This is a genomic window from Vibrio sp. OPT41 (assembly GCF_015163595.1).
Lineage (GTDB): Bacteria > Pseudomonadota > Gammaproteobacteria > Enterobacterales > Vibrionaceae > Vibrio > Vibrio alginolyticus.
The window spans coordinates 158,417-183,531 of record NZ_JADDYH010000029.1 but is presented as its reverse complement, the minus strand read 5'-3'; the positions used below and the strand labels follow the sequence as shown (position 1 = coordinate 183,531).

Sequence of the window (25,115 nt, the reverse complement as noted above, 5' to 3'; positions counted from 1 at the left end):
CTAGGTGTTAGGCGATGGGTACGGATGTTCAACAAGGAGCAATTAATGGACCATGTTAAAATTTACATGTATTTCAATAAATTAACATAGCCCATTAACATGAATCCGAAGTGTAACGAGTGAATTCCACCCAAGAAAAAGATACAAATGGGTGGGAAATGACCCATTTATGAAGAACAGCTTATCTCCATTTTCTTCCCCCATTCCGGCGGCAATTTCGCATAATCATCAAACTCGGTTTGCTCATCAAATGGGCGTTTTAACAGTTCGGCCAATCGGTGTAATTCGCTAAAGTCCCCTTCTTCCGCTTTATCAATCGCCAACTGAGCCAAGTAGTTACGCAAGATGTATTTGGGATTGGCTTGACGCATCTGTTTGCAACGCTGTTCGGTTGAAATCAGGCCCCCTAGTTCATCAACCTCTAGCTCACACCGAGCTAAGTACAGTTCAAGCCAAGCTCGCGCAGCTTCTCGGTCGAGAAATAAATCGATTACGGCTTGGGAAGGCGCATTATCAAGGTTTGAAAGCGTTCTGAAGAAGCGAGTGTAGTCCGTTTTGTTCTGGTGAAGAAGCTCAAACATAGCTTCAAACAAACGCCCATCTTCCGCTATCTTGGTTTTTAAGCCCAACTTCTCACGCATGAGGCGGCTGAACTGCTGGCTTAAATGAACTTCAAATTGACTCAACGACGATTCTAAATCTTCTCGTTCAACGAGTGGCGATAACGCATGCGCCAGTGCTGACAGGTTCCAAAGCGCAATTCTAGGCTGTTGATCAAATGCGTAACGACCCTGGTAGTCTGAATGATTACAAATGTATCCCGGCTCATAATCATCAAGAAAGCCAAACGGACCATAATCAAAAGTTTGCCCAAGAATTGACATGTTATCGGTATTCATCACGCCATGCGCAAAACCAAAAGCTTGCCAATATGCGATCATCTCGGCTGTTTTAGTCACGATGGCGTCAAACATCGCGGCATATGGTTTCTCCGCCGATGCACAATCAGCAAAGTGCCACTCAATCACCTTATCCGCCAACAGCTTCTGCTCTGCTAACTGGTTGGTGTAAAAGAAATGCTCAAAGTGACCGAATCGAACATGGGTTTCAGCCATTCGAAGTAACAAAGCGCCCGATTCCGTTTTTTCTCGATAAACAGGTGTATCACTGACCATCATACCGAGAGCACGTGTCGTGGGAACCCCAAGGCCCGCCATGGCTTCACTGCACAGGTACTCACGGATAGTCGAGCGTAATACCGCTCGCCCATCCCCCATTCGCGAGTAAGGCGTTAGCCCTGCACCTTTGAGGTGAAGATCAAACCAAGTACCATCCTGATGCTCAATTTCTGCCAACAGTAATCCACGTCCATCGCCCAAATCTGGGTTGTAAACGCCAAACTGATGGCCTGCATATTTCATCGCAAGAGGACGAAATTGTTCGAATTCACTAAGCCCAGAAAAAACCGCCAATAACTCATCGTTTTGCTCTTCTGGTAAACCAAACTGCTGTGCAAACTCACCATTCCAAGCGACCCAGCGAGTGTTGTCCAAGGGTTGTGGCTCGACCAACGTATAGAACGCTGACGGTAATTGACTAAAGCGATGGGTGAAATTGACCCGTTGCCAAATGGACATGTAGGGTTCCTTAATAAAAAGAAGTACTGTTGTGAGTATACGTGTGAATGTCCCTGTCATTCAGCCATGAAATGGACATGGGTATTTTGCGTGAATAACGCGAAGGCGGCAGGAAGGTATCAACCTGCCGCAGACCATCTCCTAAACGGAGGTAGCATGTAAAAGCAATCAAAGGGTTAAGCGGAAAATTCTTCACCCGTTTTTGGTGGCAGTGATGGCGTATCAAAACGAGCGCGTTCGATATCCACTACCGTTTTATAGCTCAACGATAACAATGCCAGCTGGTACGCGCCAAAAATACCATAGGCCACACCGACGAGGCTCAACATAAAGAGATTCGTAAAGTGGCTAAAGATCAGCTGACTGAGCAAGCCCGCACCCAATGGAATTAGTCCCATCAAAATGAATACTTGTTTGTTGTATGCTCTGCTCTGGTTCCACGAACGACGCAAACTGCGCGGCTGATGATCCATTGCAGTCGCTGGCAACACAAATGACCATCGCGCCATTACCCAATAGCCAGGAATGCTTGCAATCGTTGTGATAATAGCCATAGCAACAAAGTCGGCTTCACCACTTTCTGCAATGTAGATAAACGACAACGCAAAGATCGGGATACCAATAACGAGCATCATCATCAGTCCAAACAGTATCCACCAGCCTATGAAACGGAATTCTCGAGCTGACAAACGAAATACATCCAACGCCGAGTGCATGTAATCACCGACTAAATAAATTCGATGCACACGCACAGCCGCCATAGCGGCAACAAGTGGGTACAAAATAATTGTGACGAAATAAAACCCAGCGACATTGCCTTCTTGAACGTTCGCTTGATCTTGCCCCGTCATTTCAGGATACATAAAAGCAAAAATTGAGTGCACGATAATCAACGGAATACAAGCAATAACAATTGCGAGTAGATTCCTTCTGACCATCACTGCCGCTTCTCGGCATATTTCCGAAACAGAAAAGCCCTCGGTAGACATATAACATCCTTAGTTCATAAAAATCGGCCCCTAGGGTAACCGCAGAGTAGAAAAATCGCTTTAAAAATAATGAGAAACACATCTCATAAGATAATGAGAACGAAACCAAAATAAATCAGATAAAAAATAAGCCACTCAATGTGAGTGGCTTATACAGCAATTCCATACCGTTTTAGACGCGACGTCGCCAGCCTAATGTTGCAAGTAACATCAAAGCCCAATAAGAAACACTGCCGCTACCTTCAGAGTTCTTGAATGTCGTTGTCTTCAAAGAAGCAACAACCGTCACGATAACTTCCCCCGTAGCAGTGGCACCATGACCATCTGAAACCGTATATTGCAGCTTGATGCCGTCAGTAGGGCTATCCGGTGCTTGAAAACGGATTTTGCCATTCTCTACACTCGCACTTCCCACACCCGTTACGTTCTGTACGCTTTCTACAACCAGTTTATCGCCGTTCACATCCGAATCATTGCTCGCTGCATCAATCAGAATACTTTCACCAACGGCAACGGTCGCCGTATCTGCAAGCGTAAGTGGCGCTGCGTTTTTCATGGTTAAATCGACGGTAGCACTGGACGTTTCATTACTAGGATCAGTCACGGTTAAACGGAATGTCAGAACCTCACCCGCTTTTGCACCTTGAGGCACCGTAAAGCTTGTGCTAACACTGGTTGCATTGCCAAGAGAAACTGAAGTGCCAGCCAACTGCTCCCATTTATAACTCAACACGTCACCATCAGCATCCGTACTATTTAACGCAGACAACGTGACTCGCTGCCCAACCGTCATGTCTTTATTATCAACATCAATCACGGCCACTGGCGCTTCGTTGCTGCCAAGCACTTCCACCTGCACATTCACGATTGAAGATGAGTACGCACCATCAACCGACAACAAACGATATTGGAAAGTGTCCAGACCAACGAAGTTAGCTTCAGGTTGGTACTGGTTGCCAGAGATGGTGCCGTGCTCAGGCTTCTGCACAATGTCCACATTGAACTGATACCCTACCGCCATGAAATCATTGTCCATCAGGTTCAGTTTGATTGGCGTATTTTTATTGGTTTGTAACGAATCAGATTTCGCTTCAACCAAGTTGCTCGCATCCACATTTAATAATGCTGCAAACGGAATATAAGAGAACCCGGCTTTTTCTAGACCAAACGTGCCAATCTCACTGTAATCACCAGTCCACATTACAGGTAGAGAGGCTTTTTCAGTTTTTAGCAAGCGACCGAAATCAAAGTTTGCATCAAATTGACCGCCTTCCAATTCAACGACCAATAAATGCTGACCCGCACTCAATTGGCTTGGTTGGGGGAATAAAATTCGAGATGACTTTTGGAAGTTACCTTGCTGTAAAAGCTCAGCGTTGTTTTGATTCAATATTAATCGATAGCCAATGTTTCCAGAAAATGGGAATCGCCAAACTCGATAAGTCATGTCACTTTGAGCGCTATCTCTTTGCGCGTAAAGTTGAAGACCATCAAGCTCTGTATCACTATTCAAGTCCAGTGGCACCGCCAGAGTGTTACTCCCACTCGCGTACACATAACCTTGGTGAAGAGAGTTCAGCCATGCTGATTTATTTGGTTCGTTTGTATGCTCAAGAGAAAAGCTACCGCCGTTGGTGTTGCTGGCAATGTTGGAAATACGAACCCCAGTATCAAACCCTGTGATCGCTCTCAGACCCGGGGTCGATGTATCTGAAATGACATCGCCACCATTAGGGTACAAATCGTCAGCGTCACTCCTACCATCATTTTCTAACTCATTCAGACCATCAGCCTGCATGATTTGAACCTGCATCGCACCAACATCATTAAAGCGGTTCTGGACATTGACCGACGTCGCCAGGATACCTTCAGCCGCCAATGCTCGGTCGTAACCGCTAAAGGTGCGATTTTCCAAGTAAACACGTGGGCCAAACTCTTTCAAGTACGGGTCGAGATACACCAGCTTGACATCGTCGTTGTTCACAGAAATAGGCGCTGGACTTTCATGAGTTACCGTTGGTACAACAAAACCAGCAGCGTGTTTGCTCCATGCACTCATGTTCACCGGAGTGTCACCAGCGTATGAATCTCCCGGTTTCTGCGCCCATGAACCGCCACCCATCACGCCCCAAGAGCCGATCGAGGCATCACTGTTCCTTGCGTACAAATCCGGTAAGCCAAGCATTAAGTGGCCAAGCTCGTGTACGATCACGCCCAAGGTCGCTTGATGATCAACTTGATAGTCAGCGAACACACAATAGTCTGTGATCTTTTTACCATCTAGTGTGACATCATCGTGAGAGAATTTGTGCGGCCAAATAGCAGGACGGTTGAGAACCCCTGTTGAACGATCGCCCCCCGCAAAAATAAACATGACAGAGAGTTCTGACGGTTCTACGGTACCATTTTGATTGCTGTCGTAGGCCGAAAGATTAAAGTATGGATCCAGTTTTTGATAAGCCTCGGTGAAAACCGCATTCAACTTGGCGGTGCATGTCTTATCAGTAGAACTAGAGTGACAGTTAGGGTGGCTTTGTGCCACAGTCACATCTATCACACCGTCATTGGCGGTGCCGTAACTCTCAAGTGCAGGAACAACTTTGAATTTACCTTGAGAGTTTTTATCAAAGTAATCCACAACGCTTTGACCATTGGTATTAAATACGCGTTGCTCAAAATCGTGCACCATTGCTTGGTCATCAAACGAAACTTGCACAACCAATAGGGGCTGCTGCTTCACCGTTGAACTGCTCATCGCCTGGTAACCTTGCGCCGAACGCAGTAGGTTTTTTCGTGCCATCGGTTCAATGGTTTTTAGAGAAGATAATTGCGGTTTAAATTGTAAATCCGGGCGAAACTTCGCCGACTCAGGTGGCTCACTCGACTGCGTTTTCACCACACCTGTCGAGATCAATATTGGCGTGTCTGACTCGCGCTGAATCCGCGCGAAAAACCAAACGCCGTCTTCCTGAAGTAAGGTATTGCCCTGCTTATCTTCAAACCAGTGGAAATCTGCCGTTCCACGTAGAATTGCCTCACTGGAACTACCATCGCTCAACGCAATAGTATGCCAAACCGGTGATGGCGGAGTAGTTGCCATGCTCTTCCCTGCAAGAAGCGCAGTTAGCATAGCCATGGCGAGTGTGTTGAATTTCAAAGTACGACTCCATCTTTTCGATTCGTTAATTAATACCAAGCACAACAAACACAAAGTAACCCTATGGGCATAGAGTAAGACTGAGTGACTATTGACGAAGGCTGGTATCAATTCGCTCAGATAACACGACGTAGTTTGGTGTCACACTACAAAAGCGTCGGATTCCAAAACGCTGTTATGAGCGTAGCTTCTGAGAATATAAATTGAGTGAATGAATAGTATCGAAACGAAAGGAAGAAGAAATGAACTTCTACGAATTTGTAGGTAAAACTGGGCAACATTCCACATATTCTATAAATGTACGAGCACTGCTATTAATCAATGCTCGTAATGGTCGCGCGGCCATTGTTTAACGCTATATTAACCTGTAAGAACGGCGTCTTCTGGGTATTTGACCAAGGTAGGTTCAGGACGTGCCAACATGTAGGCAAGCGTGAGCGGCCCAATACGACCAATGATCATCACCACGATCATAATGTATTTACCAGGTTCAGAAAGTTCCGCAGTCAAACCGGCGGTGAGCCCCACTGTGGCAAATGCGGAAATGGTTTCAAACATAACCTTATCAAAGCTGGCCTTCTCGGTAAGCATCAATAAAAACATTGCGCTTGTCAGGATGGCTCCGCTCACAACGATAATTGCCAATGACTTAGTCACAGTTTGCCAATTTATGGTTCGCTTAAACATAACCACATGTTTCTTTTGGCGTAAAAAGGTCCACGTAGCCATAAACGCAACAGCAAATGTGGAAACTTTAATACCGCCCCCCGTTGAGGTGGAACCCGCTCCAATTAACATTAGAACAATCATGGCCAGTAAGGCTGGCTGGGTAAACAACGCCAAGTCAACACTATTAAACCCTGCCGTTCGAGCACTCGCAGATTGAAAGAATGCCGCCAACCATTGTCCTGTTGCAGGTAAAGACGCCATTGTGTTTGGGTTGCTTCGCTCAAGTAACCAAAACATCATCGTTCCGACTAAGAGCAATATCGGTGTCGCAATCAGCATGATTTTGGTGTGAAGATGCAAAAAGTGGAAACCTTTGCGCCAGTTTATCCAGATGTCACCCACAACAGTAAAGCCAAGCCCGCCAAAAATGAATAGCCCCGCCAGTGTAAAGATAACCAACGGATCATTCACAAAGCTCATCATACTGTCAGAAAACAGCGCGAACCCAGCGTTGTTAAATGCAGAAATTGCATGAAACAAGGCGTAAAACATACCAGTCTTCCAGCCCATTTCAGGGACCCAGCGGATAGAGAGAAAAATAAACCCGATCGTTTCTGCAACAAGCGCGAAAACAACAATCCGCTTTACTAGTCGGTTTAGATTGACTTGCCGATCTTGCCCTAATGCTTCTTTCGCCAGCGCTTGTTGACGCAAACTCAAACGCACGCCGAACATATAGAGTAAGACCGCCGACAAAGTCATCTGCCCCAACCCACCGATTTGCATTAAAAACATCAGCAAGATTTTACCCGCAAGCGTAAAGTGTTGCCCAGTATCGACAACACCAAGCCCTGTCACACTAATAGCGGACGTTGCGGTAAACAAAGCATCCGTTATCGACAGGCCCGTAACAGAAAAAACTGGCAAGGTTAGCAATACCGCAGAAGGCAGTAAAACACCGAGAAAACTGAGCAATATAATTCGCGGTTCGTTGCCTTTCGCTTTCTCTTGTTTACCATCTGGTGCGTAAAAAACACCTTTCTGATGAAAATACGTCATAGCGATTTTAATTTATTTGCGAGCGCATCTTGAGGGCCGACCACAATAATTAGGTCACCAATTTCTAGTGTGGTATTAAGGTCAGGTGCCTTGGTAACTTCTGGGCCCCGTTTAAACCCTAGCACTTGCACGCCATCGACTTTGCACAGAGCCAAATCACTTAGTGTCTTACCCATCCAACGAGAGCCAATCACAAACTCCGTCATAGCTAAGCCACTGCCTAATGGGTGGAACTCAAGAACCCGTTTATCGAGCATTTTACGCGCGACACGTATCCCCATGTCACGCTCAGGCATGATAATGTGGTCTGCGCCAATTTTTTGCAGAACACGAGCTTGGAAGCGGTCGTTGGCTTTAACCCATACTGACTTTACTCCCGCCTCTTTAGCAATCAATGTCGCAAGAATACTGGCATTGACATCCGCTCCGATGGCAATCATCACCATGTCGTAATCATCAAGTTTGAGCTCAGCAACCGTCTCTTCGTGAGTACAGTTAGCCACAACCGCCTGACTAACAAAACTGGCGGCTTCTTTAACTCTGTCTTCGTTGATGTCAACGGCTAAAACTTGAGCGCCTGAATCTTGTAACTCTTTACACACTGCCAAACCAAATCGGCCAAGACCAATAACGGCGAATTGCTTATCACCTGTTTTCATTTGTGCCCCATCTTATGCATTCATTAGCAAGCAAAAAAGTTTGCGCCCATTCCTTACCTTGTGCAAACCTGCGGACAGATAATTGACAAAAGCTTAACGCACCTTGATTCACTTTACGTGTTAAGCGTATGACACTGATTAACTTTTTCCTCATTACCGAATAGAAACCGTCGCGATGGCTACATAATTGGATGCCTAAAAACGCAAAAAGCCGCAAGAATGCGGCTTTTAGATCATGGGATAAACTGGCTATTTTGATTCGCGCTTATCGTGCGGTTTACGTTTATTCTTAGGCACGTAATTTAAAATTGAAACTGGTACTGGCTTTCTTGGCGCAAAACCTTCAATTTCCACTCGCTCTAGCAAGTGCCCTAAACGACTTTCAATCATGCAGAGGTTCTTAAAGTCGTCTTTTGAAACCAGTGATATCGCCTCACCTTTCGCGCCAGCACGACCTGTACGACCAATACGATGTACATACTCATCCGCTGGGTAAGGTAAATTGTAGTTGATGACAACTGGCAGATTATCAATATCAATACCGCGCGCAGCAACGCCGGTTGCGACTAAGTACTGGATTTCACCCGCTTTAAACTTTTCTATTAATTCCTGGCGAACACGCTGATTACGGCCACTGTGGAATGCTTCTGCCACAATGCCACGTTTCTCAAGTTGGCTTACCAGTTTGGCTGCGCCGTGTTTAGTTTCAATAAATACCAGTACTTGCGACCAGTCATTTTCTTTAAGCAAGTGACTTAACAGCGACGACTTCATATCTTTATCGACGGTCGTGATCCACTGTTTAATATTTGATTTTGAGGCACTGTGCTTTGCAATCGTGATCTCTTCAGGATCAATAATCGCATTTTTCGCCAAGTCACGAACAGGGTTAGATAACGTCGCTGAGAACAGCAAACTTTGCACATGTTCTGGCATACAGTCGACGATTTTGTCGATCGCATCGATGAATCCCATATCCAACATTTTGTCGGCTTCATCAAGCACTAGCATTTCCACTTCATCAAAGTGAATCGCGCGTTGACCGTACAGATCAATCAAGCGCCCAGGCGTGCTTACCACAATATCGACACCCTCGATCAAGGCTTGTTTTTGTGGTGCATAATCCACACCACCAAACATCGCCATTGAGCGTAATGGTAAGTTTTTACCATAAGCTTCAATACTTTGATGAACCTGAAGCGCAAGTTCGCGTGTTGGCGTTAGGATAATCGCCCGAGCGCGTTTTTTACGTTGCGTTTCGCCTCGACTAAGCTTTTCTAAGATTGGCAGAACAAAACTGGCCGTTTTACCTGTGCCCGTTTGCGCTGCTGCAATTAAATTGCGGCCACGCAATACGATTGGAATGGCTTTTTGTTGGATAGAAGTGGGTTTTTCATAACCTAGCGCTTTTACTGCATCAGCAATCGATGCGCTTAAACCAAGCTTAGAAAATGGCATAGAAAGGTCTCAACAGAGGAAATGGGCGCGTAGTGTATCAGAATCCCCGTGAAGTAACAGAAGGATTCATGCGCGAAAAACTAGGAACATGACACAATCTTAGCCCATGAAATTGGGCTGCAAACCTTTTTCTAATTTTTTCCTCACTTTGTAGGAAACATCATTAAGCGTGATTTTCCCCGTGTTGTGGCGATCGATACCTGCATTCTGTCGATAGGCAATTGAGCCTTGTCTGAACAAAACGAAAGACGGCGGTTTGCCAATCGCAGCAGGGTAGAGAATGGCCATGTAAGCATCTTCTAAGCTATTAATTTTATTTCGATAGGGCCAATAGTACGCTTTCACATAGTCAAGTTGTTCAAGCGCGCTCATTCTCGCAAGAGTCTTTGTGTTCACTCCTAATGATTCTGCGGTAGAGGGCATAAATTGAATTAACCCTGTAGCCCCGCTTCCGGAACCATTTTTGATGCTTGGACTGAAAGTTTCAGCAGTTTCAAATGCCATGCACGCCATAAGATGATTAGGATTGATCTTTAGCTCTTTACTAATACGGATGACTTTAGATTTGAACTCTGGAGAAACTTTACCTCCCCACGCGACCGCGTTCTCGGGATCTGCAATCGAAGAGACCGTTGATGCGTCATGTTCTTCGACAATTTTAGAAAGTAGAGGAAGCGTTTGGCGTAGTCGATGGCTCGAACTCACCAAGCGAATTGATTTGGTAAGAAACTTGTCTTTTTTTTGATGTAGTTTTTGGAACTTTACTAACTTATACAGTTGCTTATAAACCGTTTTCACAACGAAGCCGGATGTAGGGAACACTCCCAGAATGTAATCCATTTCCTACAAATTTAATATAAATATCAGCAACAGGAATTCTAGATGTGATCAATGTCACCATAAAAATTCTCAAATTCGATACACACCGATGTAAGTGGTCAATGTGTCTCCAACACGCTAGAAGTAAAAGTAAAGAGGCATTAAAAAGGTCTTACCAATTTTTTGGTAAGACCTGGGCTTACTGATTCTCGGATAAGCGAATGTATATTCTTACAGTTCAGCTTCCCGAACCAGTTCTGCAAGCGTCGACAAACGCTGCTCACTTTGTTTTACGTAAGGATTATTCGTATCCCAAGCATATCCAGCCAAAATCGCACTAATCATCTGTTTAATACGTGGGTTCGGGTTTTGATAGAAAATCACATCTTGCAACGTGCCGTTGTACCAGCCTTCCACATAAGTGCGGAATGTGTTCACTCCCACCATTAAGCGTTGCGAGTACTCTTCTTGCCAATCAACCTTTTCACCATTCAGGTGACGAACCACGCAGTCCGCTGCAAACTCTGCCGATTTCATGGCGATAGTGACACCCGATGAAAATACAGGATCAAGAAACTCACCAGCATTACCAAGCAACGCGTAGTGCTCTGTCGCTAAACGTTTGACGTTAGCAGAATAGCCACCCAACTCGCCCGCTGGATTCGGGTAATTCGCGTTTCGCAATAAAGCAGCCAAACCCGGCTCTTCATTGGCTAACTGCTGCAACGCTGCAATCTTATCTTCTGGGTATTGTTCGAAAAATTCTGGCTCACCCACCACACCAAACGAACAGGTACCATTAGAGAATGGGATTAGCCAGTACCATACGTCGTGATTTTCAGGATGAACTGAAATTAAAATTTTGTTGCGATCGTATTCCGGCTCTTGGGGAGAGATATGATCTTCGATATGGGTAAAGATCGCTTTTCTAAGCGGAAGACAAGAAGGTTCTTCTAGCTCCAACAAGCGTGGCAAAACACGCCCAAAGCCACTTGCATCCAGCACAAAATCTGCTTCGATTTGATAAGCCTTCTTATTTGAGTCGAGCACTTCTAATCGAGACTTTTTCCCTTCAAACACTAGGTTGAGCAGCTCATGCTGATAACGAATCTCTACGCCTTGCTCTTCAGCGCTATCTGCCAATACTTTATCAAAGTTGGCACGTTGAACCTGAAACGTCGTGCCCGGTCCTGGTGTGTATTTGTTTGTAAAGTCGAACTGGGTGTATACGCCATTACGACGAAATGCAGCACCATCTTTATACTGGAAACCAAACTGCTTTACTGCATGAGTCATTCCTGCTTGTTCAACAACTTCCATACATGCAGGGAGTAGGCTTTCTCCTATGGAAAAACGTGGAAAAGTCGCTTTTTCTAAGACAACAACATCTATGCCACGCGATTTTAATAAGGCAGAAACGGTTGAACCTGATGGCCCCGCTCCTACGACAACAACTTGCTTGAGCTCTGTTTTCATTCTGAATTTAGTTTGCTTGTAGTTTTAATAAGGTATGACCAAGGCCAATATTGTCGGTTCTTTCAACGACAGATAAACCTGCCGCTTCGACAATTTCTAAGAAATCATCACTGCGATAAAAGCGACTATTACCGTTAGCTAAACAGGTAAAATAAAGAGAAGTGGCATTAAGGCTATAGGAAGCTCCCGCGTATTTTTGAGCATCCCAAAACAGCTCCAATACGTAAATAGTATCTCCCTTCGTTAACTGGGCTTTAACTTTTTTAAGGATATTGAGGATCTCAATTGGGGAAAAGCAATCCAAGAACTGGCTCATCCACCATACGTCAGCATGCTCAGGCAATGTTTGTGCTTTATCAAGCATGTTTGCAGGGTATGGACGTACACGCTCGACGAACTGGTTTTCTGAAACATTCTTCATCGCTACTTCTAATTGCTGCGGTAAATCAACAATCGTCACTTGAACGTCAGGGTCATGTTTACAACACTGAATCGCCCATTTTCCCGTATTTCCGCCAATATCCACAAGATGCTTTGGCTTCCTTGCAAATACCTCTTTAAGCAGAAGTGGGAACGAGCGATCCGAATAGAAATGATCGAACTTAAACCAGCTCTGTTTGGCTTGTTCTGGTAACGTCGATAGACCTTGATAAATGGTCTCCCAATTGCCCAACGCTTTCAAACCTGACGGTTTACCTTCTTGAATTGCTTCCGTCAAATGCATCATCGCGGCGTAACAAACATCTGCCGTAAAATCCATGTTTGCATTCGTCATACCATCATGAAGAAGGTAAAAACCAAGGTTTGCAAGCGAATAGTTAGGTCGTTCCCATAAAACAATATGCGCACTAATCGCCATATCCAACAGTACTTTAACACCATATTCTGATACTCCCGTTTTCTCGGCAATATCTGTGGCACTCATGCCTTGTGCGCCAGCGCTGTCTAAAGCGGCTAAAATACCTAAATCTCGAAGCGTTTTGGCGGTCTGGAACACGATTGGTGCAAAAGATAACTTCTGAGCCTCTGTCTTCGCTTCAAAAGCATTAAAAGGGTCATTATTTTGATTTAACACGGAAAAACCTAACTGCAATTAATAGTTTTATTGTTGAGATTGATTGCCCAACAATGCAATAGCTCGCTGAATATCAACATTCAAGTTGTTTACCCAACGATTGTAATTGCGGTGGATTTTGCCATCACTTGCTTTGAGATTTACTGAGTTGAGATAAATAATTGAGTAATATTTATTATTGTATGGGATTTTTACTTCTGCAGAGTGTTTACGAACGTGGATTTTTGCAATAAGAACACCAGGGCTTACTTCTTCGATCGTCCAGCCTCGGTTAGTTGCTGATTGCACTATGGCCATTTTTACTTGTTTATTTTGAAGATCATAAGCAACTGGAGTATCCTCCACATTCATTACAGGTTGTACTCGTCCACAACCAACAAGAAGCAAAGTTAATAATAACGAGACATACAGCTTAAAACGCGACATGATAATTTCCTTTTTATTGTGAATTTGGGTCAACCCCAATTTGTATCGAGCTGTAAAATAAACAATTTAACCCAATATGCCAAACTCGAAGATCAACATTTCGTTCAATATTGATGCGTGGACAGCGAATTCATTAGGTTTATCCGAATCCAATGAATGGAAACAATGGGCAACAGAGATAAAATGGCCAGAAGATGGCAAAATCAATGTTGCAAATATTCCTGCGATGATGCGCAGAAGAATGAGCCCACTCAGTAAACTGGCGGTACAAACTGCAATCGAAATGCTTAATCAACATCAAGTTGATTACCTTGTATTTTCAAGCCGTCATGGTGAACTGCATCGCAGCGTCGCACTAGTTGAAGATATAATTAATGGAGAAGAGGCGTCTCCGATGGCTTTTTCTCAATCGGTGCACAATACCGCCGCAGGGCTTGCCACTATCGCAACTAAACAACCCATTCCCCTAACTTCTATCGCTGCGGCAGAAAACACATTCCAAAGCGCAATATTAGAAGCATGGCTGTTTTTGTCCGACAATCCTGACAAAAAAGTACTGCTTGTTGATTTTGATGAGCCTATGCCTGACTCTTATTTAGAATATGAAAGCCAACAATACCAAGGGTTTGGACTTGGCTTAATACTTTCTCATGGAGACAAGTTCGCGATACAAAGCTCCATAAACGCAGAACGTTCCGGTCATCCTCTTCCTCAAGGTTTAGTATTTTTGCAACAATACTTGTTAGATAAAAGCCAGTGGACTATTTTCGCTCCGCAACAAGCTTGGGAATGGCACAAAAAATGACTCGCTTAAATCAGTATTGGCGTGTGCTAGCAACAGGCTTTTGTTTTTCAGTATTTGGGTTAGGTGGTTTAGTACTGAGTTTCATTGTTATTCCGACCATTCGTATTTTTGTTTCAGACCAAACGGAACGCGAATATAAAGTTCAGGGTGCGATTCGATATTCATTCAACACATTTTGTAAATTGATGAAGTTGAGTGGCGCAATCGATTATCAAATTATTGGTGCCGATATTCTTCAACAAGATCGTAATTGTTTAATTGTTGCCAACCACCCTAGTTTAATCGATTACGTTCTCATTGCTTCACAATTAAATCGCTGCGACTGTTTAGTAAAATCGGCAATATGGTCGAATCCTTTTATGAAGCACATCGTAAAAGCAGCCGGATATATTCCCAATGAAGCACCGGATGATTTATTAGCACTTTGTGATGAACGATTTAACAAAGGCAACGTGTTGCTTATATTTCCTGAAGGAACAAGAACAACACCAGGTGTAGAGCCGAAATTACAACGCGGTGCAGCACAAATTGCGGTAAGAACAGAACGAGATTTAAGAGTTGTCCATATTACGGTAACACCAAGTTTCCTCACAAAAGAGAAAAAATGGTATCAAGTACCGGCAACAAAGCCCTTTTTCAGGGTTGAAGTTAAGGATAAAGTTGAGATTACCCCCTTTATAAAGCAAACTACGTCGCCGACAATAGCGGCGCGACGCTTACAACAGCACCTAGCTGAAAACATTTTTCCAGAAAACTTTTATTAATAAGCAGGTCCCAGTGGAACAGTTACACAACGACATTAAGCAACTTATTATTGATGCTTTAAACCTTGAAGATTTAACCGTAGATAATATTGAAACGGATGCACCACTTTTTGGTGATGGACTTGGCTTAGATTCTATCGACGCGCTTGAGCTTGGACTCGCAATAAAAAAACAATACAACATCGTTATTGATGCCGACGACTCAAATACGCGCGAACACTTTGCGTCTGTAGCAAATCTAGCGAAATACGTTTCTTCTCAAACTAATGAATAAGTTGTAGGTATATTCATGACTGATGTAAATAAAGATCAAGTATTTGAACAAGTTAAAGATGCGCTTGTTGAGCTGTTCGAAATTGACGCAGCCGACATTCAATCAGATGCGCACTTATACCAAGATCTCGATCTTGATAGCATTGACGCCGTTGATTTGGTCGTACACCTACAGAATGTCACTGGCAAAAAAATCAAGCCAGCAGAGTTTAGTGCAGTAAGAACCGTTGACGATGTGGTTAACGCTGTCACTGAATTATTGAAGGAAAGTTAATGCGCCAATTGCTGACTGGTCTGTCTGCAATTGTACTGTTTGCCTACCCCTTCGCCGTCTATTTCGGTATAGATAAATTTGGCTTGAACTTAGTTGGGGGCTTGTTAATTGCTGCGTTACTTTTGCGTGTTTTCGTCGCAAATAAGACCCCACTAAAAGAGTTTAAGTTCTTGGCGCTCGTTACGGGCGCTGTTGGCATTGTCCTAATTACGCTTGGCATGGTGTTTAAACAACATGGGTGGCTTCAGTTTTACCCTGTCGTTGTCAATGTATGTATGCTGTGTGTATTTGGACTGAGCTTAAAACAGCCGCAATCGATCATAGAGAGGCTTGCTCGCTTGCAAGAACCCGACCTTCCGGCTAGTGGCGTGGCTTACACTCGCAAAGTGACGATGGTTTGGTGCGCCTTTTTTACGCTCAACGCTGCCGTTGCACTCTATACCTGTTTCCTACCAGTAAAAATATGGACGCTTTATAACGGCCTCATCAGCTACTTACTTGCTGGTGGCTTGTTCGCTGGAGAATGGATCGTGCGTCAATTTGTTCGAAAGGAACACTAATCGTATGAATACAACGTATTCGAGCTTTACCTCCCTAGCGACCTTGTTCATCGCGGAGAGGTCTGAGCAATCCCCAGTCTCTTACGATCGCGATACGGTTATCACGTGGGGTGATTTCCAACAGCACGTCGCAACACTTACTCAACAGCTAGAAACCCAACCAACGCAAAACATTGCGTTGTGTTTTGGCAACAGCTACCTGTTTGCCGTTGGCTTTTTTGCTTGTTGTTATGCAGGAAAATCCATTGTATTACCTGGTAATTACCAACCAGAAGCACTCAAAGAGCTCAGTGAGCACTACGATTTGTTGCTGCATGATGCCGATGTCTCGGCTCCAGAACTCGTGAGCTCGCTTTTGATCGAAGCTCAATCATTGCTAGAAACCACCGTGATTAACGAGCCAGAGGCCAAACAACCTTATTTTTGGCGTGAATTAAACCTGGCAGAAATACCAGTAACGCTATTTACTTCGGGTTCAAGCGGCACACCAAAAGCCATTGCAAAAACGCTGAAACAGCTCGATATCGAAGTTTCTATTCTAGATAACCTATGGGGCGACACGGTTGCCAGCACACGCGTTGAAAGCACCGTTTCTCATCAACACATTTACGGCTTGCTGTTCCGCGTATTGTGGCCTTTGTGCTCCGCACGTCCATTTTCAGCACACAACCTTGAGTTCCCAGAGCAAATTGTCCATCACGCTGATGCTGACACCACGCTAGTAAGCAGCCCTGCGTTACTAAAACGACTCAGTGAAGAGCACGATCCGGTTGCGATTCGGTGTGTATTTTCTTCTGGTGGCCCCTTGCCAAACCAAGCGGCGCAGCACAGCCAGGAGTTGTTTGGGTCACTTCCTATTGAAGTGTTTGGCAGCACAGAAACCGGCGGCATCGCTTACCGTCAGCAGCACGTAGCTAGCACTCCCTGGACGTTATTCCCTGGTGTTGAAGCCGAGCTTAACCATGAAAATTGTTTAAAGCTCCGCTCGCCACACATTGATGAAAACACTTGGTACCAAACTGCGGATGAATGCTATTTCCATGATAGTATTTCTTTTGAATTGCGTGGACGCACTGACCGAATCGTCAAAGTCGAAGAAAAGCGTATTTCCCTTGTCGAAGTGGAAAAACGTTTAGAGCAATTGCCGTGGGTTCAAGAAAGCGTGGTGATCCCAATGGAAGAATCTGGTCGTCTCACATTAGTCTCAATCATCGTACTTAACGATAAAGGCGGTGATGTGCTTGATGAACTTGGTAAAGGCAAGTTTTGGCTTGAACTTCGCAAGGCACTGCGCAATTGGTTAGAACCGATCGCTATCCCGAGAAAATTCCGAGTGGTCGACGAAATTCCATTGAACAGCCAAGGCAAACGCCAAGTTGCTGAAATTGAAAAACTATTCCAATAAAGCTAGTAACATGGAAAAAAGAAAACCAACTATTCAGAATATTGAAGTGAGTGACCATACCGCGGAGCTGTCGCTGCGAGTGGATGCTGACATCTTAGATTTCCAAGGTCATTTCAATCACTTCCCTCTTTTACCCGGCGTCACTCAAATTGATTGGGCGCTGTTCTACGCCGTTCAACATTTGAATACTCCCAAGGTATTTAAAGGAATGGAAGTCATCAAATTTCAAGAGCCGATTCTGCCAAACGCCGACGTTTGCCTCTCACTCTCTTGGGACAATGAGCGCGAGAAATTGACCTTTAAGTACACATCGAAAAACGGTGAAACCTTGGTGACTCACTCTTCAGGCAAAATGAAACTGGGTGAGTCACGTGAGTGATTATCGCCCCTGCTTTTTAATTCCTTGCTACAACCACGGCAGCACAATTGCAGACGTGGTTGCGTCGTTATCCTCTTTCGCTTTGCCAGTGCTGGTCGTGGACGACGGCAGCAATGAAGACACCAAACAAGCGCTTTCTGCTTTGAGTGAGCAAGGGCTGATAAAACTGATTAGTTTGAGAGAAAACCAAGGCAAAGGTGGCGCTGTGATGGCAGGCCTACATCAAGCTCACCAACTTGGTTTTACGCACACCATTCAAATCGACGCAGATGGTCAGCACGACCTAGAAGCATTGCCGAAATTGCTCAGCGCCAGCGAAACAAAACCAGATAACCTGATTTCGGGCCAACCGATATACGACGAGAGCGTACCCAAATCCCGTTTGTATGGTCGCTACGCTACACACGTTTGGGTGTGGATAGAAACCTTGTCACTGTCTATCAAAGACAGCATGTGCGGTTTTCGCGCCTACCCAGTGGCGAAAACGGTCGCCGTGTTGAACAAGTACAGCATCGGCAAACGCATGGATTTTGATATCGAAATTCTAGTGCGAATGTATTGGGAAGGCGTCGACATTGATTTTGTTCCAACGCGCGTGATCTACCCTGAAGGTGGCATTTCCCACTTCGACGCATTGTGGGACAACGTCAAGATAAGCTGGATGCACACTCGCCTATTTTTTGGCATGTTGCCGCGCATTCCTTCGCTACTCGCCAGAAAGCACAGTCACACAGACGACAGCAATGCCCACTGGTCGAAACGAAAAGAACAAGGCACGATTTTAGGCATCAAAACCTTGCTCGCGGTTTACCGCTTGTTCGGTAGAAAAGCGTTCGACCTGATTTTAAAGCTAGTCATGCGCTACTACCACTTCACGGGTAAATCTGCCCGTGAAGCGTCTGAGGTTTACCTGAACAACTTACAGCACTACGCAGCGCAGCAGAACATCGCACTGCCAAAGCAGTTGGACAGCTATCATCATCTGCTTTCCTTTGGGCGTACCATGCTCGACAAACTGGCAGCATGGCAAGGTGACTTTAACGTCGATAACCTAACCATTCACGGCCAGCATCATTTCGAAGAGATGGCGCAGAAAAAACAAGGTGTGCTCATATTAGGCTCGCACCTTGGCAATATCGAACTCTGCCGCGCGCTTGGTCGTCGACACTCTCATGTCAAAATCAACGCCTTGGTATTTACCCAACACGCTGAACAATTTAATGCGGTAATGAAGGCGGTAAACCCAAACTCGGAACTGAATTTGATTCAAGTCAGCTCAATGGGACCAGACACCGCGATTCTGCTTCAACAAAAAATCGAGCAAGGCGAATGGGTGGTGATCGTTGGCGATCGCACTTCCACCAGCAAAGAAAATCGTGTCGTTTGGGCAGATTTTCTTGGTAAACCTGCCCCATTCCCGCAAGGCCCATTCATGCTGGCCTCGGTATTAAAAGCGCCGGTTTATCTACTCTTCGGCCTACGCGACGATGAAGCAAACACTCCGCATTTTAATGTGTACTTTGAACACTTTAGTGACCAAATCACGCTACCGCGCAAGGAGCGTCAGCAGGCACTAGAACGCGTTGTTCAACAGTACGCACACAGATTAGAACACCACACACTGCAAGCGCCGTTACAGTGGTACAACTTTTTTAACTTCTGGACTTTAAGTAATCAGCCACATGACAAACAACAATAATCACAACATCACTTTTGGTGCCCAATCTTTAACCATCGAAGATGTCGTTGCCATTGCTCAAGGTGCAAAAGCAAGCATGAACACCTCGCCAGAATTTACCGCGAAAATTGATCGTGGCGTGGCGTTTCTGGAACGATTACTGAAAGAAGAAGGCGTTATTTACGGCGTGACCACGGGTTACGGCGATTCATGTACTGTGGCGATTCCACCCGCTCTTGTGGATGAACTTCCGTTGCACCTTACACGCTTCCATGGTTGTGGCTTAGGTCAAATCCTTTCTCATGAGCAAGCTCGTGCGGTGCTAGCAACACGTTTATGTTCATTGTCGCAAGGCGTATCTGGCGTGTCTCACGATCTGTTGAACCAAATCGTTACGCTTATCAACCACGACATTGCGCCGCGTATTCCACAGGAAGGCTCGGTGGGCGCAAGTGGCGATTTAACGCCTCTGTCGTACCTAGCGGCGACCTTGATTGGCGAGCGTGAAGTACTTTACAAAGGCGATGTGCGATCAACACAAGAAGTGTTTTCAGAACTGGGCATTGAGCCAATTCGCCTAAAACCAAAAGAAGGTTTGGCGTTAATGAACGGTACATCCGTGATGACTGCTCTCGCCTGTCTTGCCTACAAACGCGCAGAATACCTAGCTCAGCTTTGCACCAAGATTACCGCGATGGTCTCTGTGGGTATGCAAGGTAATGACTTCCACTTTGATGAAGCGTTGTTTGCGGTAAAGCCTCACCCTGGTCAACAGCAAGTTGCGGCTTGGCTGCGTGATGATCTCAATGCTGAGCGTCCGCCACGCAATAGCGACCGACTGCAAGATCGCTACTCGCTGCGTTGTGCGCCACACGTAATTGGCATGGTGCAAGACTCACTGCCTTGGCTACGTCAATTGATTGAGAATGAACTAAATAGTGCCAACGACAATCCAATTATCGATGGCGACAACGAGCGCGTTCTGCACGGCGGTCACTTCTACGGTGGTCATATCGCAATGGCGATGGATACGTTGAAAGTGAACATTGCCAACTTAGCTGATTTGCTGGACCGTCAGATGGCGCAACTGATGGATTACAAGTTCAATAACGGCCTGCCGTTTAACTTAACCGGTGCAGAAGGCGAGCGTAAACCGATCAACCACGGCTTTAAAGCGGTTCAGATTGGTATCTCAGCTTGGACGGCAGAAGCGTTGAAAAACACCATGCCAGCGAGCGTTTTTTCTCGCTCAACCGAATGTCACAACCAAGACAAAGTGAGCATGGGCACCATTGCGGCTCGTGATTGCTTACGCGTACTTGAGTTAACAGAGCAAGTTGCTGCGGCTTCACTCCTAGCAAGCGTTCAAGCGGTTGAGATACGTCGTCGTCATAACGAATTGGACGAACACCACATGAGTCAGAGTTTGCGAGTAATTCGTGACGCCGTGCTGAGCGAGTTTGAGTTTGTGATTGAAGATCGCCCATTGGAACAAGATTTGCGTCATTTCATTGAACGCATTCAGCAACGTCATTGGCCACTCTACGCGGAGGTATAATGCAAGAGCAGGTTCTCTACCCATTAGAAGCGGAGGTGACTATGGTCACCTCATTCCAAGATGCTGACCCGATGGGCGTGATATATCACGGCAACTTCTTTCGGTATTTTGAAGAAGCGCGTCGTGTGCTGATGGAGAAGATCCAATACAGCTATCGCGATATGCAAGACTCTGGGTATATGTGGCCGATCATCGACACGCGCGTTAAATACGTCAAGGCGATTCCGTTTAATCACACCATTCGCATTACCGCGCAACTCACGGAGTGGGAAAACCGCTTGCGTGTGGATTACGTGATTTACGACGCCGAAACGAATCAACGTATGTGCAAAGCGCATACAACGCAAGTCGCCGTATCCATTGAAAAGCAAGAGATGTGCTTTGTTTCTCCAGCAGTCTTTTTAGATAAAGTAGAGCAATGGCACAACCATGGGAGCCTGAACTAATGCAAAAGTGGTTACTCTCTTTTTTGTTGATATTTTCTGTTCCAGCACTGGCCACACCGACAGCAAACGTAACGGATTTGGCATCGCTTCAACAGCAGTTGTCTCAGCATGAAATCGTACGCGGAGATTTTACGCAGCAGCGTCATCTGGAAATGTTTAGTCAACCTTTAACCTCTAAAGGTCAGTTCACACTGAGCAAAACACATGGCTTGTTGTGGCAACAAACTGAACCTTTCGCAGTCAATTTGGTATTGACGGAAAACAAACTTCGTCAGACTTTTGCCGACCAAGCTCCGAAAACGATTTCTGCTGAAGAAAACCCAATGGCGTTCTACTTTAGCCATGTGTTTTTATCCGTGTTCCACGGGGATACTTCTGCACTGCAAGAACAATTCACACTCGATTTTTCAGTTGAGAACAATCAATGGCAGCTCGTTTTAGTGCCAAAACAGTCGCCATTAAATGCGGTGTTTCAATCCATCACTCTTTCCGGTAAAACGCACATTGATCGCCTAACCCTACAAGAGCTGCGTGGCGATAAGACCGAAATCACGTTTACGAACCAGACCTCTCTACCTCAGGAACTCACGGATGCCGAAGACGCTCAATTCCGTTTCTAAACTCAGTCTTGGCACTCATACCTTTGCTCTGGTTTGGCTCAATCTCGTTGTTTTAGCGGGCGCGTTGCTACTCAAACAATGGGTTTGGAGCGCAGAATCTCCGATTGAGACCAACATTTTAAAACTGTTGCCGAAGAACCAACAAAACCCAGTGGCAGAGCAAGCCTTTGAGTCGGTCTCGGCAAGTATGAGCGACAAAGTCATTTTCGTGATCACAGCGCCGGACAAAAATGCCCTTTTTGCAGCGGCCACTGAATTTGATAAGGGGTTACGACAAAGTAATCATTTTCGCGATGTGGTGGGAAAAATCTCACCTCAAGAGCAGCAAGCTTGGGCGAGTTACTACTTTAAGCACCGTTTCCAATTGCTGACGCCTGAACAACGAGAGCGTTTAAGCAAAAATCCAGAACAGCAAGTGCAGCATGTGATTCAGTCTCTGTACAACCCGTTTTCTGGAGTGACTGGGCAAGAGTTACAAAATGATCCTTTCTTGCTATTTCGTGATTATTTAAGCCAAGTTACCCAGCAATCGTCCTCTTTCCGATTGGATAACGGCTATCTGTCCGTCGAAAAAGACGGTGCTCAATACTTGCTTATTACTGCTGAGCTAAAAGACTCGCCTTATAGCCTAACTGGGCAGCTTGCCGTCCCTGACATTCAAGCGCTAGAGCAAAGCGTCGCGCAGAAATATGGCGCTAAAGTGGCACATACTGGCGTTCTATTTTACGCCGACTTTGGTACGCAAAGTGCCAAATCGGAGATCAGTACCATCGGTGTGTTCTCTCTGCTCGGTATCATTGCATTGCTCGTGTTGGTCTTTCGTAGTGTGATGCCACTGTCTCTGGCACTGCTTTCCATCACCATTGGTTTGCTCGTTGCTTTGTCCGTTACGACGTGGATTTTTGGAAAAGTCCATCTGTTCAGTTTAGTGTTTGGCGCAAGTTTAATCGGCGTGTCTATCGACTACGCATTCCACTACCTAACCGAACGTCTTGCGGCGGGAAATGAATGGGATAGCGAGCAAGGATTAAAGCATATTTTCATAGCTATCACACTTGGCTTAATCACCAGTTTGATCGGCTATTTGGGCATGTTAGTGGCACCGTTTCCAGGTTTGCAGCAGCTTGCGCTGTTTTCATCCATTGGTCTGATTGCTGCTTACATCACCGTGGTGGCTTGGTATCCGATACTGGCTCGTAACCCATCGCGATCCATTTCGAACTTACCAGGACAATCACTGTTGGCGAAATGGTTAACGCTTTGGAATCAACCTCGAATTAAAGTCGGATTACCGATGTTATGTGTGGTTGCGAGTGGCTTTTTCTTGCTGCAATTGAACTACGATGACGACATTCGTCTGCTGCAAACGATGCCGAAAGATCTCAAGCAGCAAGAAACCTTGATTACGACGCTCAGTGGCATGCAATCTTCGCAGCAAATGTTGGTCGTTACCGCCGACGATGACGAAAGCCTAATGAAAAAGCTGGAGTCTTTGACACCAACTTTAGAAGCGTGGAAAGCGGAAAGCACCATCGAAAGCTACCAGAGCCTGAGCCGCTACTTGAGCTCAGTGGAACGTCAGCAACAAGACTATCAATTGATTCGCGATCTTTACGCGACACAATCCAGCCCACTTACTTCCGGGTTGGGCTTAAGTAAAAAGCCCAAAATGGACGCCGACTTTATCCCTGTTACGGTTGAACAGTACTTGCAAAACCCGGTATCAGCGCCTGTACGTTTTCTTCATTTGGGTAAAATTAAAGAAAAATCGGCAACGGTTGTGGTGTTAAACCAATTGCAAGACTCCGCTGTTGTTAAGGCATTTGCCAAATCACAGTCTGATGTTGTTTACCTAAACAAAGCTGAAGAAATATCCGCCCTATTTGGTGAATACCGAATCAAAATCATGGAGCTATTGGCAGCCGCCAGTGCTGTGATCTTTCTGGTATTAATCAAGCGGTACGGTCTGCAACACAGTTGGCGAGTTTTACTGCCATCATTGATTGCTTGCGCCTGCGGTCTTGCAACTGCTGTCGCGATGGGAACAACATTAAACCTGTTCAACTTGCTTGGCTTGGTGCTCATTCTTGGTATCGGGATCGATTACACTCTGTTCTTTGCCGAGAAAGCCCGCAGTGTGAGCACACTATTGGCGATCACCCTTTCGGCAATGACCACTGTGTTGTCATTTGGGTTGCTGTCACTCAGCCAAACTCACGCGATTCACAGTTTCGGCATTACGGTGTTAAGTGGTATTTTTGTCGCTTGGCTGCTCTCTCCGATTGCAATTAAAACAGAGGAAACGACGTCATGATTTTCAATCACGCCTTTCGCTGCGCGACGTTATTCGCACTGAGCCTGTTTTTAAGTGCATGCAGCTTGGTCCCTCACCAATCGACGCCTCAGGTCGACATTGCCGAGCACACCCAAGTTAGCTTGCCCACTCCCGCAAGCTTGGGCTATCAGTTGTCTGCCAGTCAGTTAATTACGGCTTCTTGGGCAATAGATGGTAAAACCAAATCTGAGCAACTTCCGGTACAACTGCAAGTGATCAACAACGAAGTGGTGCTGGCAGGCTTCTCATCCTGGGGGACGAGAGTACTCTCACTGTCTTACGATGGAGAACAAATTCAAACCGAAGTGCTCAACGGTTTACAAGGTTCGCTACCGCAGCCAGAACAGGTATTATTTAACCTGATGATCACGCTCTGGCCGAGTTCCGCTTGGGAAGGGTCGTTAAATGAGGTAAGGTGGCGAATTATTGATAAAAATAATTCTCGCGCCATCTTTGATAGCGACGGTGAAAAGATCATTAAGATTCAATACAGCTCTTCTAACAAGTTAGAGGGTAAGATTGATTTTCATCACCTCAAACATCAGTTTTCAATTTCTATTCAAACACTGCAACATCAGATTAATTAAGAACAAT

General features: G+C 45.4%; 23 protein-coding genes. 13 read left to right on the top strand and 10 right to left on the bottom strand.

Annotated elements, in window-relative coordinates; translation table 11 throughout:
* Positions 1 to 167 precede the first annotated feature (167 nt).
* From IQP38_RS13670 to IQP38_RS13625, 10 genes are all read right to left on the bottom strand, one after another.
* Entirely contained in the window at positions 168 to 1,637 is a 1,470-nt protein-coding gene (locus IQP38_RS13670) for a protein adenylyltransferase SelO (RefSeq protein WP_193837671.1), read from the bottom strand.
* Between the two features lie 176 nt (positions 1,638 to 1,813).
* Complete coding sequence (locus tag IQP38_RS13665; protein ID WP_193837670.1) at positions 1,814 to 2,626, bottom strand: sugar transporter; 813 nt, start codon at positions 2,624 to 2,626, stop codon at positions 1,814 to 1,816.
* Between the two features lie 172 nt (positions 2,627 to 2,798).
* Positions 2,799 to 5,783 (bottom strand): M6 family metalloprotease domain-containing protein, encoded by a 2,985-nt coding sequence (locus IQP38_RS13660; RefSeq protein ID WP_193837669.1) that lies wholly within the window; start codon positions 5,781 to 5,783, stop codon positions 2,799 to 2,801.
* A gap of 360 nt (positions 5,784 to 6,143) precedes the next feature.
* Positions 6,144 to 7,511 (bottom strand): TrkH family potassium uptake protein, encoded by a 1,368-nt coding sequence (locus IQP38_RS13655; RefSeq protein ID WP_193837668.1) that lies wholly within the window; start codon positions 7,509 to 7,511, stop codon positions 6,144 to 6,146.
* The gene (locus IQP38_RS13650; protein ID WP_053303271.1) at positions 7,508 to 8,170 is read right to left on the bottom strand and encodes a potassium channel family protein; all 663 of its coding nucleotides are present in this window, start codon (positions 8,168 to 8,170) and stop codon (positions 7,508 to 7,510) included. The genes IQP38_RS13655 and IQP38_RS13650 overlap by 4 nt, the downstream gene beginning before the upstream one ends.
* 249 nt (positions 8,171 to 8,419) lie before the next feature.
* Positions 8,420 to 9,628 (bottom strand): DEAD/DEAH box helicase, encoded by a 1,209-nt coding sequence (locus IQP38_RS13645; protein ID WP_193837667.1) that lies wholly within the window; start codon positions 9,626 to 9,628, stop codon positions 8,420 to 8,422.
* Positions 9,629 to 9,727: 99 nt separating this feature from the next.
* On the bottom strand, positions 9,728 to 10,468 hold the full coding sequence (locus tag IQP38_RS13640; protein WP_081008346.1) for a transglycosylase SLT domain-containing protein: 741 nt from the start codon (positions 10,466 to 10,468) through the stop codon (positions 9,728 to 9,730).
* 210 nt (positions 10,469 to 10,678) lie between these two features.
* Positions 10,679 to 11,923 (bottom strand): NAD(P)/FAD-dependent oxidoreductase, encoded by a 1,245-nt coding sequence (locus tag IQP38_RS13635; RefSeq protein WP_193837666.1) that lies wholly within the window; start codon positions 11,921 to 11,923, stop codon positions 10,679 to 10,681.
* 7 nt (positions 11,924 to 11,930) lie between these two features.
* A complete protein-coding gene (locus IQP38_RS13630) occupies positions 11,931 to 12,998 on the bottom strand; it encodes a methyltransferase (RefSeq protein WP_193837665.1) in 1,068 nt (355 codons plus the stop codon).
* Between the two features lie 27 nt (positions 12,999 to 13,025).
* Positions 13,026 to 13,424, bottom strand: a complete 399-nt coding sequence (locus IQP38_RS13625; RefSeq protein ID WP_005382272.1) for a hypothetical protein — start codon at positions 13,422 to 13,424, stop codon at positions 13,026 to 13,028.
* 76 nt (positions 13,425 to 13,500) lie between these two features.
* On the opposite strand from IQP38_RS13625, the gene IQP38_RS13620 reads away from it, so the two are divergent.
* From IQP38_RS13620 to IQP38_RS13560, 13 genes are read left to right on the top strand one after another with little or no spacing between them, the layout of a single operon-like run.
* Positions 13,501 to 14,229 carry a beta-ketoacyl synthase chain length factor gene (locus IQP38_RS13620; protein ID WP_193837664.1) on the top strand — a complete coding sequence of 243 codons (729 nt, stop codon included), beginning with the start codon at positions 13,501 to 13,503 and terminating at the stop codon, positions 14,227 to 14,229.
* A complete protein-coding gene (locus IQP38_RS13615; RefSeq protein WP_005388305.1) occupies positions 14,226 to 14,993 on the top strand; it encodes a lysophospholipid acyltransferase family protein in 768 nt (255 codons plus the stop codon). The genes IQP38_RS13620 and IQP38_RS13615 overlap by 4 nt, the downstream gene beginning before the upstream one ends.
* A gap of 13 nt (positions 14,994 to 15,006) precedes the next feature.
* The gene (locus tag IQP38_RS13610) at positions 15,007 to 15,267 is read left to right on the top strand and encodes a phosphopantetheine-binding protein (RefSeq protein WP_193837663.1); all 261 of its coding nucleotides are present in this window, start codon (positions 15,007 to 15,009) and stop codon (positions 15,265 to 15,267) included.
* A 15-nt stretch (positions 15,268 to 15,282) separates the two neighbouring features.
* Positions 15,283 to 15,540 carry an acyl carrier protein gene (locus IQP38_RS13605; protein WP_005382279.1) on the top strand — a complete coding sequence of 86 codons (258 nt, stop codon included), beginning with the start codon at positions 15,283 to 15,285 and terminating at the stop codon, positions 15,538 to 15,540.
* Positions 15,540 to 16,100 (top strand): hypothetical protein, encoded by a 561-nt coding sequence (locus IQP38_RS13600; protein WP_025766967.1) that lies wholly within the window; start codon positions 15,540 to 15,542, stop codon positions 16,098 to 16,100. The genes IQP38_RS13605 and IQP38_RS13600 overlap by 1 nt, the downstream gene beginning before the upstream one ends.
* A 4-nt stretch (positions 16,101 to 16,104) precedes the next feature.
* Positions 16,105 to 17,505 (top strand): AMP-binding protein, encoded by a 1,401-nt coding sequence (locus IQP38_RS13595; RefSeq protein ID WP_193837662.1) that lies wholly within the window; start codon positions 16,105 to 16,107, stop codon positions 17,503 to 17,505.
* A 10-nt stretch (positions 17,506 to 17,515) separates the two neighbouring features.
* Positions 17,516 to 17,884, top strand: coding sequence for a 3-hydroxyacyl-ACP dehydratase (locus IQP38_RS13590; protein ID WP_193837661.1), 369 nt, complete (start codon positions 17,516 to 17,518; stop codon positions 17,882 to 17,884).
* Positions 17,877 to 19,583, top strand: coding sequence for a glycosyltransferase family 2 protein (locus IQP38_RS13585; RefSeq protein ID WP_193837660.1), 1,707 nt, complete (start codon positions 17,877 to 17,879; stop codon positions 19,581 to 19,583). Before IQP38_RS13590 ends, IQP38_RS13585 begins: the two co-directional genes overlap by 8 nt.
* Positions 19,567 to 21,120 (top strand): HAL/PAL/TAL family ammonia-lyase, encoded by a 1,554-nt coding sequence (locus IQP38_RS13580; protein WP_193837659.1) that lies wholly within the window; start codon positions 19,567 to 19,569, stop codon positions 21,118 to 21,120. The genes IQP38_RS13585 and IQP38_RS13580 overlap by 17 nt, the downstream gene beginning before the upstream one ends.
* Positions 21,120 to 21,566, top strand: a complete 447-nt coding sequence (locus tag IQP38_RS13575) for an acyl-CoA thioesterase (RefSeq protein ID WP_005388315.1) — start codon at positions 21,120 to 21,122, stop codon at positions 21,564 to 21,566. The genes IQP38_RS13580 and IQP38_RS13575 overlap by 1 nt, the downstream gene beginning before the upstream one ends.
* The gene (locus tag IQP38_RS13570) at positions 21,566 to 22,186 is read left to right on the top strand and encodes a LolA family protein (protein ID WP_017634795.1); all 621 of its coding nucleotides are present in this window, start codon (positions 21,566 to 21,568) and stop codon (positions 22,184 to 22,186) included. The genes IQP38_RS13575 and IQP38_RS13570 overlap by 1 nt, the downstream gene beginning before the upstream one ends.
* A complete protein-coding gene (locus IQP38_RS13565; protein ID WP_064369068.1) occupies positions 22,158 to 24,500 on the top strand; it encodes an MMPL family transporter in 2,343 nt (780 codons plus the stop codon). The genes IQP38_RS13570 and IQP38_RS13565 overlap by 29 nt, the downstream gene beginning before the upstream one ends.
* The gene (locus IQP38_RS13560) at positions 24,497 to 25,108 is read left to right on the top strand and encodes a DUF3261 domain-containing protein (protein ID WP_017634797.1); all 612 of its coding nucleotides are present in this window, start codon (positions 24,497 to 24,499) and stop codon (positions 25,106 to 25,108) included. Before IQP38_RS13565 ends, IQP38_RS13560 begins: the two co-directional genes overlap by 4 nt.
* The last annotated feature ends 7 nt before the right edge of the window (positions 25,109 to 25,115 follow it).

Bases quoted from the DNA above. Each gene is read 5' to 3' on its own strand.
- IQP38_RS13670 (WP_193837671.1), bottom strand. From the start codon at position 1,637: ATGTCCATTTGGCAACGGGTCAATTTCACCCATCGCTTTAGTCAATTA.
- IQP38_RS13665 (WP_193837670.1), bottom strand. From the start codon at position 2,626: ATGTCTACCGAGGGCTTTTCTGTTTCGGAAATATGCCGAGAAGCGGCA.
- IQP38_RS13655 (WP_193837668.1), bottom strand. From the start codon at position 7,511: ATGACGTATTTTCATCAGAAAGGTGTTTTTTACGCACCAGATGGTAAA.
- IQP38_RS13650 (WP_053303271.1), bottom strand. From the start codon at position 8,170: ATGAAAACAGGTGATAAGCAATTCGCCGTTATTGGTCTTGGCCGATTT.
- IQP38_RS13645 (WP_193837667.1), bottom strand. From the start codon at position 9,628: ATGCCATTTTCTAAGCTTGGTTTAAGCGCATCGATTGCTGATGCAGTA.
- IQP38_RS13640 (WP_081008346.1), bottom strand. From the start codon at position 10,468: ATGGATTACATTCTGGGAGTGTTCCCTACATCCGGCTTCGTTGTGAAA.
- IQP38_RS13635 (WP_193837666.1), bottom strand. From the start codon at position 11,923: ATGAAAACAGAGCTCAAGCAAGTTGTTGTCGTAGGAGCGGGGCCATCA.
- IQP38_RS13625 (WP_005382272.1), bottom strand. From the start codon at position 13,424: ATGTCGCGTTTTAAGCTGTATGTCTCGTTATTATTAACTTTGCTTCTT.
- IQP38_RS13620 (WP_193837664.1), top strand. From the start codon at position 13,501: ATGCCAAACTCGAAGATCAACATTTCGTTCAATATTGATGCGTGGACA.
- IQP38_RS13615 (WP_005388305.1), top strand. From the start codon at position 14,226: ATGACTCGCTTAAATCAGTATTGGCGTGTGCTAGCAACAGGCTTTTGT.
- IQP38_RS13605 (WP_005382279.1), top strand. From the start codon at position 15,283: ATGACTGATGTAAATAAAGATCAAGTATTTGAACAAGTTAAAGATGCG.
- IQP38_RS13600 (WP_025766967.1), top strand. From the start codon at position 15,540: ATGCGCCAATTGCTGACTGGTCTGTCTGCAATTGTACTGTTTGCCTAC.
- IQP38_RS13595 (WP_193837662.1), top strand. From the start codon at position 16,105: ATGAATACAACGTATTCGAGCTTTACCTCCCTAGCGACCTTGTTCATC.
- IQP38_RS13590 (WP_193837661.1), top strand. From the start codon at position 17,516: ATGGAAAAAAGAAAACCAACTATTCAGAATATTGAAGTGAGTGACCAT.
- IQP38_RS13580 (WP_193837659.1), top strand. From the start codon at position 19,567: ATGACAAACAACAATAATCACAACATCACTTTTGGTGCCCAATCTTTA.
- IQP38_RS13575 (WP_005388315.1), top strand. From the start codon at position 21,120: ATGCAAGAGCAGGTTCTCTACCCATTAGAAGCGGAGGTGACTATGGTC.
- IQP38_RS13570 (WP_017634795.1), top strand. From the start codon at position 21,566: ATGCAAAAGTGGTTACTCTCTTTTTTGTTGATATTTTCTGTTCCAGCA.
- IQP38_RS13565 (WP_064369068.1), top strand. From the start codon at position 22,158: ATGCCGAAGACGCTCAATTCCGTTTCTAAACTCAGTCTTGGCACTCAT.
- IQP38_RS13560 (WP_017634797.1), top strand. From the start codon at position 24,497: ATGATTTTCAATCACGCCTTTCGCTGCGCGACGTTATTCGCACTGAGC.